At 71.9% G+C, this 16,384-nt stretch carries 17 protein-coding genes; 10 read left to right on the top strand and 7 right to left on the bottom strand.

All coding sequences use genetic code 11. The features are described from left to right. The first annotated feature begins 1 nt into the window (after nt 1). Both OG413_RS36380 and OG413_RS36375 read left to right on the top strand, forming a co-directional pair. Nucleotides 2–1,135 (top strand): acyl-CoA dehydrogenase family protein, encoded by a 1,134-nt coding sequence (locus tag OG413_RS36380; RefSeq protein WP_266812973.1) that lies wholly within the window; start codon nt 2–4, stop codon nt 1,133–1,135. Continuing rightward, complete coding sequence (locus OG413_RS36375) at nt 1,132–1,533, top strand: RidA family protein (RefSeq protein ID WP_266812971.1); 402 nt, start codon at nt 1,132–1,134, stop codon at nt 1,531–1,533. The genes OG413_RS36380 and OG413_RS36375 overlap by 4 nt, the downstream gene beginning before the upstream one ends. Before the next feature lie 79 nt (nt 1,534–1,612). Here OG413_RS36375 and OG413_RS36370 read toward each other — a convergent pair whose 3' ends face one another. From OG413_RS36370 to OG413_RS36350, 5 genes are read right to left on the bottom strand one after another with little or no spacing between them, the layout of a single operon-like run. Next, a complete protein-coding gene (locus tag OG413_RS36370; protein ID WP_266812969.1) occupies nt 1,613–2,746 on the bottom strand; it encodes an FAD-dependent monooxygenase in 1,134 nt (377 codons plus the stop codon). A gap of 58 nt (nt 2,747–2,804) precedes the next feature. Continuing rightward, entirely contained in the window at nt 2,805–3,374 is a 570-nt protein-coding gene (locus OG413_RS36365; protein ID WP_266812967.1) for an ATP/GTP-binding protein, read from the bottom strand. Nucleotides 3,375–3,380: 6 nt separating this feature from the next. After that, a complete protein-coding gene (locus OG413_RS36360) occupies nt 3,381–3,737 on the bottom strand; it encodes a DUF742 domain-containing protein (protein WP_266813308.1) in 357 nt (118 codons plus the stop codon). 44 nt (nt 3,738–3,781) lie between these two features. Further along, the gene (locus tag OG413_RS36355; RefSeq protein WP_073720868.1) at nt 3,782–4,219 is read right to left on the bottom strand and encodes a roadblock/LC7 domain-containing protein; all 438 of its coding nucleotides are present in this window, start codon (nt 4,217–4,219) and stop codon (nt 3,782–3,784) included. Then, a complete protein-coding gene (locus OG413_RS36350) occupies nt 4,216–7,260 on the bottom strand; it encodes a nitrate- and nitrite sensing domain-containing protein (protein ID WP_266812964.1) in 3,045 nt (1,014 codons plus the stop codon). Before OG413_RS36350 ends, OG413_RS36355 begins: the two co-directional genes overlap by 4 nt. A gap of 246 nt (nt 7,261–7,506) precedes the next feature. Between OG413_RS36350 and OG413_RS36345 the strand changes: the two genes are divergently transcribed. From OG413_RS36345 to mnhG, 7 genes are all read left to right on the top strand, one after another. Then, a complete protein-coding gene (locus OG413_RS36345; RefSeq protein ID WP_266812962.1) occupies nt 7,507–7,938 on the top strand; it encodes a (4Fe-4S)-binding protein in 432 nt (143 codons plus the stop codon). A gap of 151 nt (nt 7,939–8,089) precedes the next feature. Then, nucleotides 8,090–10,993: a Na+/H+ antiporter subunit A gene (locus OG413_RS36340; RefSeq protein WP_266812961.1), complete on the top strand. Its 2,904-nt coding sequence runs from the start codon at nt 8,090–8,092 to the stop codon at nt 10,991–10,993. After that, entirely contained in the window at nt 10,990–11,598 is a 609-nt protein-coding gene (locus OG413_RS36335) for a Na(+)/H(+) antiporter subunit C (RefSeq protein WP_266812959.1), read from the top strand. The genes OG413_RS36340 and OG413_RS36335 overlap by 4 nt, the downstream gene beginning before the upstream one ends. Then, nucleotides 11,595–13,256, top strand: coding sequence for a Na+/H+ antiporter subunit D (locus OG413_RS36330; protein ID WP_266812957.1), 1,662 nt, complete (start codon nt 11,595–11,597; stop codon nt 13,254–13,256). Before OG413_RS36335 ends, OG413_RS36330 begins: the two co-directional genes overlap by 4 nt. Continuing rightward, on the top strand, nt 13,253–13,900 hold the full coding sequence (locus tag OG413_RS36325; RefSeq protein ID WP_266812955.1) for a Na+/H+ antiporter subunit E: 648 nt from the start codon (nt 13,253–13,255) through the stop codon (nt 13,898–13,900). Before OG413_RS36330 ends, OG413_RS36325 begins: the two co-directional genes overlap by 4 nt. Further along, nucleotides 13,897–14,232: a monovalent cation/H+ antiporter complex subunit F gene (locus OG413_RS36320; RefSeq protein ID WP_266812953.1), complete on the top strand. Its 336-nt coding sequence runs from the start codon at nt 13,897–13,899 to the stop codon at nt 14,230–14,232. The genes OG413_RS36325 and OG413_RS36320 overlap by 4 nt, the downstream gene beginning before the upstream one ends. Continuing rightward, nucleotides 14,229–14,582, top strand: a complete 354-nt coding sequence (gene mnhG, locus OG413_RS36315) for a monovalent cation/H(+) antiporter subunit G (protein WP_073720861.1) — start codon at nt 14,229–14,231, stop codon at nt 14,580–14,582. The genes OG413_RS36320 and mnhG overlap by 4 nt, the downstream gene beginning before the upstream one ends. A gap of 40 nt (nt 14,583–14,622) precedes the next feature. Here the strand turns inward: mnhG and OG413_RS36310 are convergent, their stop codons facing one another. Then, entirely contained in the window at nt 14,623–14,991 is a 369-nt protein-coding gene (locus OG413_RS36310; RefSeq protein WP_266812950.1) for a nuclear transport factor 2 family protein, read from the bottom strand. A 224-nt stretch (nt 14,992–15,215) separates the two neighbouring features. Between OG413_RS36310 and OG413_RS36305 the strand changes: the two genes are divergently transcribed. Continuing rightward, nucleotides 15,216–15,941, top strand: coding sequence for a CDP-alcohol phosphatidyltransferase family protein (locus OG413_RS36305; RefSeq protein WP_266812948.1), 726 nt, complete (start codon nt 15,216–15,218; stop codon nt 15,939–15,941). Here the strand turns inward: OG413_RS36305 and OG413_RS36300 are convergent. After that, entirely contained in the window at nt 15,910–16,359 is a 450-nt protein-coding gene (locus OG413_RS36300; protein ID WP_266812946.1) for an adenylyltransferase/cytidyltransferase family protein, read from the bottom strand. The two genes, OG413_RS36305 and OG413_RS36300, sit on opposite strands and share 32 nt — an antisense overlap. Between the last annotated feature and the right edge of the window lie 25 nt (nt 16,360–16,384).

Genomic DNA, 16,384 nt, shown 5'->3' with positions numbered 1-16,384 from the left:
TATGACGGCATTCTCCCTCGATCCGGCACAAACCGCCTGGTGTGAAGAGCTGCGCACCCTCGCCGATCAGCAGCTGCGCCCGCTCGCCGAGAAGGGCGACCCCGGCCACGTCAACCGCCCGCTCCTCGCCGCCCTGGGGGAACTCGGCCTGCTCGGGCGGATGCTGGGCTCCGGCGCCCTCGACCTCTGCCTGCTCCGGGAATCCCTGGCCCGCGGCTGCACCGAGGCCGAGACCGCGCTCGCCCTCCAGGGTCTCGGCACCTCGCCGATCATCCAGGCGGGCACGCCGGCCCACCGCGCACGCTGGCTCCCCGAGGTGCGGGCGGGCCGGGCCGTCGCCGCCTTCGCGCTGAGCGAGCCGGGCGCGGGCTCCGACGCGGCGGCCCTGTCCCTCGCCGCCGAGCCCGCCGCGGACGGCTGGCGGCTGACCGGCGAGAAGTGCTGGATCTCCAACGCCCCCGAGGCCGACTTCTACACCGTCTTCGCCCGCACGACGAAGGACGCCGGGGCCCGTGGCGTCACCGCGTTCCTGGTCCCCGCCGACCGCCCCGGACTCACCGGAACGGCCCTCGACATGCTCTCCCCGCACCCCATCGGCGCCCTGGACTTCGACGGCGTACCCGTCACCGCCGACGACATGCTCGGCGAACCGGACCGGGGCTTCCGGGTCGCGATGAACACCCTCAACCTCTTCCGGCCGAGCGTCGGGGCCTTCGCCGTCGGGATGGCACGCGCCGCCCTGGACGCGACCCTGGCCCACACCGCCGTGCGGACCGCGTTCGGCGGCCCGCTGAGGGACCTCCAGTCGGTCTCCCACCAGGTCGCCGAGATGGCCACCCGCACCGAGGCCGCCCGGCTCCTGGTGTACGCGGCCGCCGCGGCCCACGACGCGGGCGAACCGGGCGTACCCCGGCGCGCGGCCATGGCAAAGCTGTACGCCACCGAGACCGCGCAGTACGTCGTCGACGCGGCGGTCCAACTGCACGGCGCCCGCGCCCTGCGCCGCGGCCACCTCCTCGAACACCTCTACCGGGAGGTCCGCGCACCCCGGATCTACGAGGGCGCCAGCGAGGTGCAGCGCACGATCATCGCCAAGGAGCTGTACGCCCGCCCGACCCCGGAGCCGCCCGCATGAGCCCTGTCCAACGGATCAACCCGGCCGAACTCTCCCCGCCCACCGGCTTCTCGCACGCCGTCACGGCCACCGGCGGTCAGCTGGTCTTCCTCGCCGGACAGACCGCCCTCGACCCGGACGGCAAGATCACCGGCAGCACCCTGCCCGAGCAGTTCGCGACGGCGCTCACCAATCTGCTCACCGCCCTGCGCGCGGCGGGCGGCGCCCCGGCGGACCTGGTCCGGGTCACCGTGTACGCCACCGATGTCGCCGACTACCGCGCCCACGCCGCCGAACTGGGCCGCGTCTGGCGGCGGCTGGCCGGGCGGGACTATCCGGCGATGGCGGTCATCGGGGCGGTCAGGCTCTGGGACGAACAGGCCCTGGTGGAACTCGACGGGATCGCCGTGCTGCCGTGAGGCCCCGAACGCGCCGGTGGGCGGGCCCGGTCGGACCGGGCCCGCCCACCGGCGGACGACCTCACGCGCGCACCGCGGATCAGTACGGCTTGACCAGCACGTGCGCGGCGCCCGGGATCCCGACCTTCAGCAGCTCGTCCTCCTCCGGCGTCGTCGCGTTGCCGGTCTCCTGCTTCAGGATCGCCCGCGACATGCCCTGCACCCACATGGCGCGCGGCCGGCGCCGGGCCTCCCAGGCGGCGAGCGCGGCGGCCACGCCGTCCTCGGCGTCCAGCGACTCGGCCAGCACCTGCGCGTCCTCGACGGCCATCGCCGCGCCCTGCGCCAGATGCGGGGTGCTCGCGTGCGCGGCGTCACCGGCCAGCACGACCCGGCCCACGTGCCACGGCTCCTCGACCGTCACCTGGGAGATCCGGGAGTACACCACGGCCCGCGGGTCGGTGACATGCCGCAGCGCCTCGGCGACCGGGCCGGTGAATCCGGCGAGCCGCTCCGCGAGCTGCTCGTGCGCCCGCTCCGGGTCCGGCCGGAAGTCCTCGGCCTCGGCGAACACCGCGCCCAGATACATCAGTTCGTCCGTGATGGGGGTCAGCAGCGCCTTGGCGGCCTGGTTGCCCGTGCTCATCACGACACCCTGGACCTCGGGCTGACGGGGCACGGTGACCCGCCAGTTGGCGAAGCCCGTGTACTCGGGGCGGAAGCGGTCGCCGTAGAGCCGGGTGCGCAGCGGCGAACCGATGCCGTCGAAGCCCACAACCAGGTCCCAGCGGGCGGCCGAGCCGTCGGACAGGGTCACGTCCACGCCGGAGCCGTCGTCGGCCAGTTCGCCGATCGTCGTACCGAAGCGGATCGGCACCCCGGCAGCGGCGGCGGCGTCGCCGAGCACCCTGGCCAGGGCGGGGCGCGGTATGCCGTTGTTGGAGGGGGCGTCGCCCATCCGCGGCTGCGGGATCTTGGCGAGCGTGGCACCGGCCGGGTCGCAGATGGTCAGCACCTCCCACTCGAACCCCGCCTTCACGCAGTCGTCGAGGACCCCGATCTCCCGCATGACATGCAGGGCGTTGGAGGGCTGGATGATGCCGACGCCGAGCGCGTCCAGCTCGTCACGCAGTTCGACGACCTCGACGGTGTGACCGCGACGGGCCAGCGCGACGGCGAGGGTCAGCCCGCCGATCCCGCCGCCGTGGATCAGTACGCGCAGGGGTGATGCCATCTCGGATCTCCGATACGAAAGGTGAGAGAGAAGAGGTACGGGGGAGGAGGGGCGGCGGTCAGCCGGCCGCCGCGGGCAGACTCATCAGGTGGTCCACCAGCGCGAGCAGCACATCGCGCCCGAACGGCCGCTCCCGGACGTCGCCGATCAGCAGCGGAACATGCGGATCGAGGTCGAGCGCGGACCGGATCTCTTCCTTGGTACGGGTGTTGTGACCGTGGAAGCAGTTGATCGCGACGACGAACGGGATGTCCCGGCTCTCGAAGAAGTCGATCGAGGCGAAACTGGTGTCGAGCCGCCGGGTGTCGGCGATCACGACGCCACCGAGCGCCCCGTTGACCAGGTCGTTCCACATGAACCAGAAGCGTTCCTGGCCCGGGGTCCCGAAGAGGTAGACCACCAGCTCGGGGCTGACCGTGATCCGCCCGAAGTCCAGGGCCACGGTGGTGGTGTCCTTCTGGCCGACACCGGCCAGATCGTCCACTCCGATGCTGGCCTTGGTCAGGTACTCCTCGGTGCGCAGCGGCGCCACTTCGCTGACGGCGCCCACCAGGGTGGTCTTTCCGACGCCGAAGCCGCCGGCTATGAGGATCTTGACGGCGCTGGGCGCGGTCTGAGGGGTTGTCATCTTGGTTCAGAGTCTCCGGAGTCCGTCACGTACAGCGGCCAGCAGGCCCATGCGGGCCCCGCCGGACGCCCGTGCCACCGACAGCGGGGCACGGGCCAGCAGCAGGCCCTGGGAGACCAGATCCGCCAGCAGGATCTTGGTCACCGAGACCGGCAGATCGAGGTCGGCGGAGACCTCGGCGACCGCGGCCGAGTGCCGGCAGCGGTCCAGGATCATGCGGTGCTCCGGCTGGAGCCTGCCCGCTCGCAGGGGTACACCGTGGATGTCCCGCGGATCGTTCGCGGTCGTCAGCACGGTGATGAGGGTGAAGTCGTCCCGCTCGGGAGCGGTCCGGCCCCGGGTGATGGTGTACGGGCGGACCATGGTGCCCGCGCCGTCCTCCTCCGGCTCCTCGTCCCAGTAGGGCGTCACACCCGCTGCCCGTCCCCGGTACCGAAGGCGTCGAAGTCACCGCGCACCGGGGCGCTGAGCTTCTGGCCGACCTGCTGGACCAGGTTGTGCATGGCCAGCGACATCACCTCGGCGTCCACCTCCTGGGAGGCGACCACGGCCAGATGGGTGCCCTGGCCCGCCGTGATGATGAAAAGCCACAGGTCGGCCAGTTCGACGATGACCTGGTGGACGGAACCACCGTTGAACAGCTGGCCGGCCCCCCGGGCGAGGCTCTGCTGGCCGGTGCAGATGGCGGCCAGCCGCTCGGCGTCGGCCCGCTCGATGGTGCGCGAATGGCTCACCACCAGTCCGTCGTCGGACAGCAGGACGGCGTTCAGCGTCTCGGCCACCGAGTCCACCAATCCGTCGAGCAGCCAGTCGAGATCCTGGAGGGTGGCCGTTGTGCGTGTCATGACCGTTCTTCTCTCGTGGGAAAGGGGGAGGCGGGAGGTACGGGCGGTGCCGGCGGCTCCTCGGTCGCGCGTGCCGCGCGCGACCTCCGCTGGAACGCCCCGATGGCGGCTCCGGCCCGACGCGGGGCCGGCCGGAGCAGCGGGTTCTCGTCCCAGCTCGGGGGCCTGGGCACGGCGGGCCGGGCTGCCGGATCGATCCGCAGCTCGTCCACCAGGCTGGCCTGGCGGACCCGGCGCGGGAGCGGGGGCTCCCCACCGGACTCCGCGAGCGCCGGTGCCGGGGGGAGGGCCGGGTGTTCCGACTGCACCGGGAGCGGGGGCGTGACGGGGTCGCGCTCCACGTACGGCTCCGGGTACGACGGCTCCGCGTACGGCTCCGGGTACGACGGCTCCGCGTAGGTCTGCGGGTACGACGGCTCGGGCGGCGCGGGATACGGGTCCTCGGCGGACGCGTACGGGTGACCCGGCACCGGGTACTGCCCGGCTGCCGTCATGTACGGCTGCTCCGGCGCGGCGTACGGGTCCTCGGCGCCGCCGTAGCGGTTCGCCTCCACCGGGAACGGGTTCCCCGGCGGCGGGTACGCGGACGCGGACTCGGCGCTCACGTACGGCTGCCCGGCCGGTCCGTACGCCTGCTCCGACGGCGCGTACGGCTCGTCGGGCGAGGCGTACGTCTCCTCGGCGGACGCGTACGGCTGCTCCGGGACGGAGTACGTGCCCTCGGCGCCGGCGTACGGCTGTGGGACCGGCGCGTACGGGTCCTGCGGGGTCGTGTACGGCTGCCCGGGGGCGGCGAACGGATCGGCCTGCGGGGGCTGCTCGGGCTGCTCGGACCGGCCCGGCAGGTCCCGCCCGTCCGGCTGCTCCGGCTGACCGGTGCGTTCGGTGCGTTCGCCGCGTTCCGCGCGGGCGGCGGCGTGGTCGACCAGGGCGGTGACCCCGGCCAGCGCCCTGCCCTGGACGCGGGTGGGCAGGGCGCCCGGAGCGGCGGTGGACGCCGCGGTCCGGCCCGGGGAGGAGGGGAGCGCGGCGACCGGCGGCACACCGACGGGACCGGCGGACGGATCGGCGACCGTCAGCTCGTCGGGGACGAGGACGACGACCCGCGTACCGCCGAAGGCGGACGGCCGGAACTCGACCCGCAGACCGTGCTGGTCCGCGAGGCGGGCGATCACATAGAGGCCGAGACGGATGTCGTCCGCGTGCGCGAGGACGTCCATCCGGGGCGGCCGGCTCATCAGCTCATTGGCCTCGGCCAGCTGCTTCTCGTCCATCCCGAGACCGCGGTCCTCGACCTCGATGGCCAGGCCCCGGCTCACCTTGGCGGCGCGGACCTCGACCGGGCTGGGCGGCCGGGAGAAGCTCAGCGCGTTCTCGATCAGCTCGGCCAGCACATGGGAGACCGGGCCGATGGCCCGCTCGGCCAGCCACGGGGTGCCGTCGAGATCCAGCACCACACGGCGGTAGTCCTGCACCTCGCCCTGCGCGGACCGCATGACGTCCAGCAGGGGTACGGGCTTGCGCCAGCGCCGGTGCGGGGCACCTCCGGCGAGGATGACGAGGTTCTCCTCGTACCGTCGCAGGCGCGCGGTGAGGTGGTCGAGGTCGAACAGCCCGTCCAGTACCTCGGGGTCCTCGTGCTTGCGCTCCAGCTCGTCCAGCTTCTTCAGCTGCTGGCCGATCAGCTGCTGGGTGCGGCGGGCGATGCGCTGGAGGAGCCGCTCGAAGCCGCGGTGCTGGTCGGCCTGTCTGACCGCGGCGTTGAGGGCGCTGGTGCGCGCCAGGTTCAGCGCGTCACCGAGCTTGGTGAGCTCGTCGGACGCACCGCCGCGGTTGTCCGGCTCGATCGCGCGGGCCTCGGCCTCGACATCGATCTTCTCGCCCTGGCCCAGCCGTTCGACGACCTCGGGGAGCGTCTTCTCCAGCTCCTCGGCCCGTTCCTGGAGACCGCCGATCCGGCGGCGCAGCGTGCGGGTGAGGCGCCAGGTGGTCACGATGACCGCGATCACGGCGGCCAGACCGATCACGGTGGTGAGCGCCATCTTGAGCAGCAGGGACATGACGGTCCCCTTGCCCTGCTCGACGACCATCGCGGTGCGGTGCTCCAGCAGCTCCACCAGCTGGGGCGTGAGGTCGTCCATCGCCTGACGCCAGGTCTTGTGCTCCGTGTCGAGGGCCACCATTCCGGCGTCGTCGGGGGTGGCGGGCCGCAGGGCCTTCTCCTCGACGGCGGTCTTGGCCTTCCACGCCTCGCTGTCGGTGATCTCCTGCCACATCGACCGCTCGTCGTCGGGCAGGTAGGGAAGGACCTTGGTGCCGTACTGGAAGGGCTGGGCGGAGACCTCCCCGCGCAGCTGCTGGAGGTCCTCGACGCTCAGCTTTCCCTTGGGCCAGCCACGGGCCAGGATCGCGTCCGAACGGGAGATCATCTCCTTGGTCCAGAACAGGTCGACGAGCGGCTGCGACAGCGTGGTCACCTTGCCGTTGTCCACATGGCTGAGCGCGGAGAACAGCTTGAGGTCCACGGCGATCAGGTCGGTGTAGTAGTCGTACACCACTGTTTGCTGCTTGTTGTCGCCCTGGTCGACCAGAGTTCGCTGGGCGGGCAGCTGTTTGATCTCTTCGCGGGCCTTGCCGACCGCGTCACGGACCTCCGCGGGAGCGTCGTCGGTGGACACGTCGGAGACCGACTGGAAGGTGTCGATCGCGTCGTCGGTGAGCCCCCGCTGACGGTCCAGGGCCTCGGTGGAACCTCCGGAGGCGGCCAGGGCTTCGGCGCTCAGCCGCCGCTCCTCCTGCAGGTTGTAGTACACGATGTTGGACGGTTGGCCGGCTTTCTCGGCCAACTGTCCCTGGGCTGCCTGGCGTTGAAAGTCGAGCAGTGTCTGTCCACTGGTGACGGCCCAGAGGGCTGCCAGTGCGACACCGGGGACGATGGCCAGTACGAGCAGGGCTGTCCGCAACGACATGGTGGTCGAGTCGGTCCGCCGAGACGCGCGCGTGCGCAGGGCATGCTCCTTGACGATGGGTGCCAGCCTCACGACTGGTCAATTCCGTTGAGAACTTCGACACATAGATATTAGTCACACTGCAAAAAAGAAAAGAAAGCGGCCTCACATGGGCAACACGGCGCGCCCACGTCATCCCCATGAATCCCGCGTCCGGCCTGCCCGAGCAGCGGTACGGTCCCGTCCGGCCGAGGCGCGGCGGGACCGGGTCCGTTCGGCGCGCGGCGGGACCCGGGCCGTCGAGTAGCGGGGCGGCGCGCCCGGGGTGAGGGTGGAGGCGTGACCAGCGAACCGCCCCCGCACCCCGCCGCCCGGTCGTACGACGGCGAGGGCATCACCGTCAGCTACGACGCCCACCGCTGCCTGCACGCCGCCGAATGCGTGCACGGGCTGCCCACCGTGTTCGAGGTCGGGCACAAGCCGTGGATCATGCCGGCCAACGCCTCCGCCGACGAGGTGGCCGACGTCATCCAGCGCTGCCCGAGCGGCGCCCTCCAGTACCACCGCACCGACGGCCTGCCGGACGAGGTCCCCGATACGCCGACCCATGTCTCCCTGCACGCCGACGGCGTACTCCATCTGCGCGGGGACCTGGAGATCGACACCCTCGAAGGCGCCCGGCGGGAGACCCGGGTGATGCTGTGCGGCTGCGGGCGCACGGGGAACGCCCCCTTCTGCGACCACGGCGGGAAGTGCGCCGACCACGTGTGAGCGTGCCCGGCACGGTGGGCGGGCAGGAGCTCGCCCGGCGCGGAAGGAAGGGCCCCCGCACGGTGGTCCGGGTTCGCGCGGCGCGCCGTACGGGTGAACCGGGTCAAGGGATATATCTGTATTTGGTGCCCTTTATTCCGGATGCTCCACGGTGACCGCGCTCATCGTCTGCCATTTCCTGCTGGCGGCCTGCGCGGGCCCGCTGGTGCACCGGCTCGGCAGCCGGGCCTTCGTCGTCCTCGCCCTGCCCCCGGCCGCCGCCACCGTCTGGGCGGCCACCCAGTGGGACATGGCGGCCTCCGGACGGTCGGTCACCTCGTCCTGGCAGTGGATCCCGGCGTACGACGTCTCCTTCGCCCTGCGCCTGGACGCCCTGGCCGAACTGATGGTGCTGCTGGCGGCCGGAGTCGGCACCCTCGTGCTCCTGTACTGCGCCTCCTACTTCGGCGACGACACTCCGCAACTGGCCCGCTTCGCCGGGAACCTGCTCGCCTTCGCGGGCGCCATGCTCGCCCTCGTCCTCGCCGACGACCTGATCTCCCTCTATGTGTTCTGGGAGCTGACCACGGTCTTCTCCTACCTGCTGATCGGCCACGGCAGCGAACGCAAGAAGAACCGCCGGTCCGCCCTCCAGGCCCTCACCGTCACCACGTTCGGCGGGCTCGCGATGCTCATCGGCTTCCTGATCCTCGGTCAGGCGGCGGGCACCTACCGGATCTCCGCCATCGTCGCCGACCCGCCCGAGCCGACCCTCGCCGTCGAGGTGGCCGTCGTCCTGGTCCTCCTCGGGGCGCTGTCGAAGTCCGCGCTCTGGCCGTTCTCCATGTGGCTGCCGAACGCCATGGCCGCACCCACCCCCGTCAGCGCCTATCTGCACGCCGCGGCCATGGTCAAGGCCGGTGTCTACCTCGTGGCGCGGCTCGCCCCCGCCTTCGCCGACATCCCGGTCTGGCGGCCGGTCGTCCTGGTGCTCGGCGCCGCGACCATGCTGCTCGGCGGCTGGCGCGCGCTGCGCCTGAACGACCTGAAACTCGTCCTCGCCTACGGAACCGTCAGCCAGCTCGGCTTCCTCACCCTGCTCGCCGGAGTGGGCAACCGGGACGCCGCGCTCGCCGCCGCCGTCATGATCTTCGCTCACGCGCTCTTCAAGGCGCCGCTGTTCCTCGTCACCGGCATCGTCGACCACGCGGCCGGAACGCGCGACCTGCGCAGACTCTCCGGCGTCGGCCGGGCGCTGCCGCACGTCGCCACCGTCGCCGTGCTCGCCGCCGCCTCCATGGCCGCGCTGCCACCCCTGCTCGGCTTCGCCGCCAAGGAAGCCGCCTTCGAAGCGCTGCTGCACGGGGACACCGCCGACCGGTGGGCGCTCGCCGCTGTCGTCGCGGGCTCGGCGCTGACCACCGCGTACACCCTCCGGTTCGTCTGGGGCGCCTTCTTCCGGAAACCCGGCGTCGAGGACACCCCCGTCCACCGCGTCGGCTGGGCCTTTCTCGCCCCGCCCGCCCTGCTCGCCCTGTGCGGACTCGTGCTGGGCCCCGGCGTCGGCTGGACCGACCGGCTGTTCGGCGCGTACGCGGCCGCCTTCCCCGCCCCCGCACACCCCTACCACCTCTCCCTCTGGCACGGCCTCGGCCTCGCCCTGCTCCTGTCGGCGGTCGCCTGGGCGGTCGGTGCCGTGCTCTTCGCCGGGCGTACGGGTGTCACCCGGCTCTCCCGCCGGATCGCCTGGCCCACCGCCGACAGCGTCTTCGGCCATCTGCTGCTGGGCCTGGAACGCCTCGCCCTCCAGGTCACCGGCTTCGTCCAGCGAGGCTCCCTGTCCGTCTACCTCGCCACCACACTCCTGGTGATGCTCGCCGGGCAGCTCGCGGTGCTGATCACCGACCGGCCCTGGAAAGGGGCGGCGGCGCCCCGGGTCTGGGACACCCCGCTCCAGGGCGCCGTCGCCGTGCTGACCTGCGCCGCGGCCCTGTTCTGCCTGACCGTGAGCCGCCGGATGAAGGCCGTCGTGCTGGCGGGGCTGACCGGATACGGGGCGGCGCTGCTCTTCGTCGTCCAGGGCGCCCCCGACCTGGCGCTCACCCAGTTCTGCGTCGAGACCGTGTCGATGATCGTGTTCGTGCTGGTGCTGCGCCGGATGCCGGTGCACTTCCAGGAGTCCGTCAGCTCATGGCGGCGTGCCGCCCGTATCCCGGTGGCGCTGGCCGCCGCGGCGACCGTCGGCGTGGTGGTGTGGGTCGCCGCCGCCGCGCGTACCGCCGAACCGGCCGGTGCCGCGATGGTCGAGGAGACCGCCCACCACGGGCTCAAGGACGTCGTCGCCACCATCCTCGTCGACCTGCGCTCCTGGGACACGATGGGGGAGTCCGCGGTGCTCGCCGCCGCCGCGATCGGCGTGACGAGCCTGATCTACCTGCACCGCCGCAGCGAAGGCTCCATGGCCCCGGAGGAACTGCGGGGCCGGACCGCCTGGTCGCTCTCCGCGCGCCCGCTGGGCGGACTGTCGCGGGGGCTCGACACCGCCCCCGAGCGGAGCTGGCTGGCGGCCGGGCAGACGCTCGCCCCCGAACACCGCTCCGTCGTCTTCGAAGTGGTGGCCCGGCTGCTGTTCCACCCGATCCTGGTGCTCTCCGTGTACCTGCTGTTCTGCGCCGAGAACATGCCGGGCGGCGGCTTCGTCGCCGGACTCGTCGCCGGACTCGCCCTCATCACCCGCTACCTGGCGGGCGGCCGCTTCGAACTCGCCCAGGCGGCCCCCCTGCAGCCCGGACTCTTCACCGGACTCGGCCTCTTCGTGTCCACCGGAGTCGCCCTGCTCGGCCTCGTGGACGGCACCGTGCTGCACGCCTGGACGTACCGCGGACATCTGCCGGTGTTCGGCGACTACCACCTGGGCACGTCCGTCCTCTTCGACTTCGGGGTCTACCTGCTGGTCCTCGGCGTCGTCCTGGACATCGTGCGGGCCCTCGGCGCCAAGATCGACCGGCAGATCGAACGGGCGGCGGGCGTACTGGCCCCGGCCGGCGGCCCCGAAGCGGGAGGCACCCCCCGATGACCGTCAGCGCCTCGCTCCTCGCCACCGCCGTGGTGCTCTGCGCGGTCGGGGGCATCCTCATGCTCACCCGGCCACTGACCCGCATCCTGCTCGGCGCAGTCATCACGGGCAACGGCATCAACCTGCTCGTCCTGTCCGCCACCGGCACGGCCGGTGCGGCACCCCTGCTCTACGGCGTACCGCTGCGCCGGGTCACCGACCCGCTGCCGCAGGCCATCGCGCTCACCGCCATCGTCATCACCCTCGCCACCACGGCGTTCCTCCTCGCCATGGCCTACCGGGGCCACCAGCTCACCGGCACCGACGAGGTGCACGACGACCTGGAGGACCGGCGCATCGTGCTGCGCGCCGAGGTGCTGGGGGAGCGGGCCCAACTGCGCGAGGAGTACCGCTCCGGGGCCGAGCCCACCCGCGAGGAACGCGACCGCTACCTGGAGGAGCGCCGCCGCCTGCGCTCCCGGCTGCGCGCCGACCGCGCCCTCCAGGCGCGGGGCCGCGACGCGTCCGGCGACCTGTGGCACGACGTCCTGGGCGCGGACCCGGAGGACTACGCGCACGACGGGCGCGGCGACGGCGACCACGACGACCGAGGAGTGACCGGATGAACGCGCTCGTCCCGCTGCCGGTGCTGCTGCCGCTCTGCGCCACCGGCCTCAGCCTCGCCTTCGGCACCCGCCTCAAACGCTTCCAGCGCTTCATCAGCGTCGCCGTGCTCTCCGCCGTCACGGCGCTCTCGGTCATCCTGATGATCGCCGCCGACACCGGGGGACCGCTCTCCGTCCACCTCGGTGACTTCGCCCCGCCGCTCGGCATCACCCTGGTCGCCGACCGGCTGACCGGGCTGATGCTCACCGTCTCCTCGTCCGTCACGCTCTGCGTGCTGGTCTACTCGCTCGGCCAGGGCATGGCCGACCGGGACGAGGAGACACCGGTGGCCGTCTTCCACCCGGCGTATCTCATCCTGGTCGCCGGGGTCTCCTGCACCTTCCTCGCCGGAGACCTCGTGAACCTCTACGTCGGCTTCGAGATCATGCTGGTCGCCAGCTTCGTCCTGCTGACCCTCGGCGGCACCGGACCCCGGATCCGGGCGGGCTCCACGTACGTGATCATCTCGCTGTTCTCCTCGATGCTGTTCCTCACCGCGATCGCCATGACGTACGCGGCGACCGGCACCGCCAACTTCGCGCAGCTGGCACAGCGCCTGGGCGAACTCCCGCTCGGCGTACAGACCCTGATCCAGGCGATGCTGCTGACCGTCTTCGCGATCAAGGCCGCCGTGTTTCCGCTCGCCGCCTGGCTCCCCGACTCCTACCCCACCGCCCCGGCCCCCGTCACCGCCGTCTTCGCGGGCCTGCTCACCAAGGTCGGCGTCTACTGCATGCTGCGCACGGAGACCCTGCTCTTCCCCGGCAACCGGCTCGGCGACCTCCTGATGGCCGCCGCACTCGCCTCGATGGTCATCGGCATCCTCGGCGCGGTCGCCCAGACCGACCTCAAGCGGCTGCTCTCCTTCACCCTGATCAGCCACATCGGCTACATGGTCTTCGGGATCGGCCTGGCCACCCGTCAGGCGTACGGCGGCGCCATCGTCTACGTCGCCCACCACATCACCGTCCAGACGACGCTGTTCCTCGTCGCCGGGCTCATCGAACGCCGCGGCGGCACCACCGAACTCACCAGGCTCGGCGGCCTCGCGAAAGCGGCCCCGGTCCTCGCGCTCCTCTTCTTCGTCCCCGCGATGAACCTCGCCGGAATTCCCCCGCTGTCCGGGTTCATCGGGAAGCTCGGGCTGATGCGGGCCGGTGTCGCCGACGGCGGGGTCTGGCCCTGGATCCTGGTCATCGGGTCGACGGCGACCAGCCTCGTCACGCTGTACGTGATGGCCAAGGTCTGGAACCTGGCGTTCTGGCGGGCCGCTCCGCCCGGCCAGGCCGCCGACGGCACCGTCCTGGAGGCCGACGACGACAACGACGACAGCGACACCGACACCGACCCGGGCCCCGACAACATCCCCGGTACCGGCGACGAGGGCATCGGGCCCCGGCACCATCCGGCCGGCCGGGTCGTCGCCGCCACCCTGCACGGACGGGCCGTCACCACCACGACCCGGCTGCCCCGCACGATGACCGCGGCCACCGCCGCCACCGTCGCGCTCGGCCTCGCCTTCACCGTGTTCGCGGGCCCCCTGACCGAGTACACCGACCGCTCGGCCGCCGAACTCCTGAAGCGGACGCCCTACATCGAGGAGGTGCTCGGCCGGTGAGACGCATCCTCACCCTGTCGTTCCGCAACGCCGACCTGCCGCCCTTCAGCTGCGAGTTCGGCGACCGCCGCGGACGCGTGCTCGACCTTCCGCTGATCGCCTGGCTCACCCTGATCTGGGTGCTGCTCTGGTCCACGCTGAGCTGGGCCAACGTACTGACGGGCGTGGTCGTCGCCGTCGCCGTCTGCCTGGCCTTCCCGCTGCCCCGCGTCGACCTCGGGCTGCGGCTGCACCTCTGGGGCATCCTGCGGCTCGTCGCCTACCTCTTCTACGACATGTACACCTCGGGCGTGAAGGTCACCCGGCAGATCTTCGCCGGGCATCCGCACCGGGCGGCCGTCATCGGCGTACCGCTGCGCTGCCGCAGCGACCTGATGCTCGCCGCGACCGCCGTCGCCGTCTCCAACGTGCCGGGCGGCGCGATCGTCGAGGTGCGCCGCGCCACCGCCACGGTCTTCCTGCACGTCCTGGACGCGGACCGGCCGGAGGAGCTCGAAGCGGCCCGGCGTTCGGTGTGGCGGCTTGAGGAGCTGACCGTACGGGCGTTCGGCACCCGCGACGAGATCGCGCGGGTGGCCGTGCCTCCCCCGACCGCACCGCCCCCGACCGCACCGCCTCCGGGCAGTGGGAGGGACGCCTCATGAGTGCACCCGAGACCGTCGACCGGGTCCTGCTGACCGCCGCCGTCGTGATGATCGTCGTCGCCGGGGCGCTGCTGCTGATCCGGATCTGGCGCGGTCCCTCCATGCTCGACCGGGCGATCTCGCTGGATGTGTGCGCCGCCCTGATCATCGCGGGCCTCGGCGCCAAGTCGGCGTTCGCCCGGGATTCGTTCTACTTCCCGATCATGCTGGTCCTGGCGTTCCTCGGCTTCACCGGTTCGGTGGGCATCGCCCGCTTCATCGCCGTACGCGACCGGCCGCTGTCCCGCCCCGTACCCCCGCCCGCCCCCGGCAGTGAGGAGGGCCGACGGTGAACGTCTGGCTCCGGATCGTCGACACGGCCGGTGCCGTGCTGCTCCTCGTCGGCGCGCTGATCTGCCTGCTCGGGGTGATCGGCATGCTGCGGCTGCCGGACGTCCTGGCACGCAGCCACGCCGCGACCAAACCGCAGACGCTCGGGATGCTGCTGGTGCTGGCCGGGGTGGCGCTGCGGCTGCGCAGCGGAATGGACCTGGCCACCCTCGCCCTGATCGGCTTCTTCCAGATGCTCACGGGCCCGGTGGCCGCGCATCTGGTGGCCCGGTCCGCGTACCGGACCGGGCAGGTCGACCACAGCGAGCTGCTCTTCGACGAACTGGACGAGCAGCTGACCCGGGAGAAGTGACGGAGGAGAAGGGCTGCACGCCCCTGGGACGCGGTCGGGTTCACGCCCCCGGCAAGCGGTCCAGGAAGCCGCTGACCGAGCTGATCCGTCCGTCCCCGTCCAGCCTGATCACATCGAACCCGGCGGCGGGCGCCGAGCCGTCCGCTTCGGAGACCAGGTCCCAGGTGAAGCGGACGAGGTCGTGATGCGCGTCCGGGGTACCGGTCAGCCGGAAGCCGAAGCCGGGGAACTGCTGATGCGCGCCGCTGATCGCGGCCACCAGACCGTCGTGCCCCCGGGCGTCGGCCAGTGGGTCGGTGTACGTGGCCTCCTCGGTGAACGCGGCGGCCACCGCCTTCTCCAGCTCCTCGGGCCCGGTGGTGTTCCAGGCGGTGAAGTAGCGCTGCACGGCGTCCTCGTGTGCGGTCATGGTGCCGGTCCTCTCGCCGGGCCCCTGGGGGCCTCTGCCGTACCGCTCCGGTGCTCCGGTGCGGTACGCACACCATGACGCGGGGGCCCGGGTGGGGTCGATTACCTCCGGAGTAAGACCGGCCGGCCCCCATCCGCCGGTCGGTCCGGGGGAGATCCCGACTCCACCCCACAAGGAGGCATGTACGTGCCATGATGCGGGCAATGCCGGACGCTGGGGGGCGTATGGGAAGCACGGGTACAGTGCTGCGCGAATTGCGCGGCGCACAGAAAACGGCCAAGGGCGTCTCGCTCTATTCGCGGTACGTGAACCGGCCGGCGGGGCGGGTGCTCGCGGCGGGGGCCCACCGGGCGGGGCTGACACCCAATCAAGTCACCTTGATCAGCGCGTTGTTCACCTTCGCGGCCATTGCCTCGGTCGCCCTGGCCGAACCCTCGTGGGGGATCGGGCTCGCCGTCTGGGCGGGGCTGGTGACCGGTTTCGCCTTCGATTCGGCCGACGGGCAGCTAGCCCGGCTCACCGGACGCGGCGGACCCGACGGTGAGTGGCTGGACCATGTCGTGGACTGCGCGAAGATGATCCTCGTCCACACCGCCGTACTGATCTCCTTCTACCGTTTCGGCGAACTGCCCAGTCACGGCTGGCTGTTGCTGCCGCTGGGCTTCCTGTTCGTCGCGGTGCTCACCTTCTGCGCCGGACTGCTGCGGGAACAGCTGGGCAGGGCCGCCGCCCGGCCGGTCCCCGCCGGTGGCGCCCCACCGGTGTCCCGGGTGCGGGCCGTGGCGCTCCTTCCCGCGGACTACGGGGTGTTCTGCCTGGTGTTCCCGCTGCTCGGCGCACCCGGGGCGTTCCGGGCCGGGTACGCCGTGCTCGCCGTTGTGCACGCCGTGTTCCTGGTGGCGTTCCTCGTCAAATGGTTCAGGGAGCTGAGAGCGCTCCGGGCTGACTGACCAGGACCTCCAGCGCGCGGCGCAACTGGGTGCTGGAGGTGTGCACGGTGTACGGGAAGTAGACGACCTCCACGCCCACTTCGGCGAAGTCCCGCTCCAGCCGCTTCCCCTTCGCCGTGCCCCGCCAGTCGTCACCCTTGAAGATGACGTCGAACCGGACCTGCTGCCAGGTCTCGACCTTGTCCGGCACCGTCTCGACGAACGCGGCGTCCACGTAGCGGACGCTGCGCACGATCTCCAGCCGTTCGGGCAGCGGGATCACCGGCTTGTGCCCCTTGGCGAGGGCGGCCATCTCGTCCGAGACGACCCCCGCGACCAGGTAGTCGCACTGACTGCGGGCGTGGCGCAGGATGTTCAGGTGTCCGACATGGAAAAGGTCGTACACCCCCGGCGCGTAACCGACTCTGTGCTGCACCATCCGTTCTCTCCCCCCACGGTGAACG

It is taken from the genome of Streptomyces sp. NBC_01433 (assembly GCF_026340105.1).
Taxonomy (GTDB): domain Bacteria; phylum Actinomycetota; class Actinomycetes; order Streptomycetales; family Streptomycetaceae; genus Streptomyces.
The sequence above is the reverse complement of the archived record's forward strand: the minus strand, read 5'-3'. Positions and strand labels throughout refer to the sequence as shown.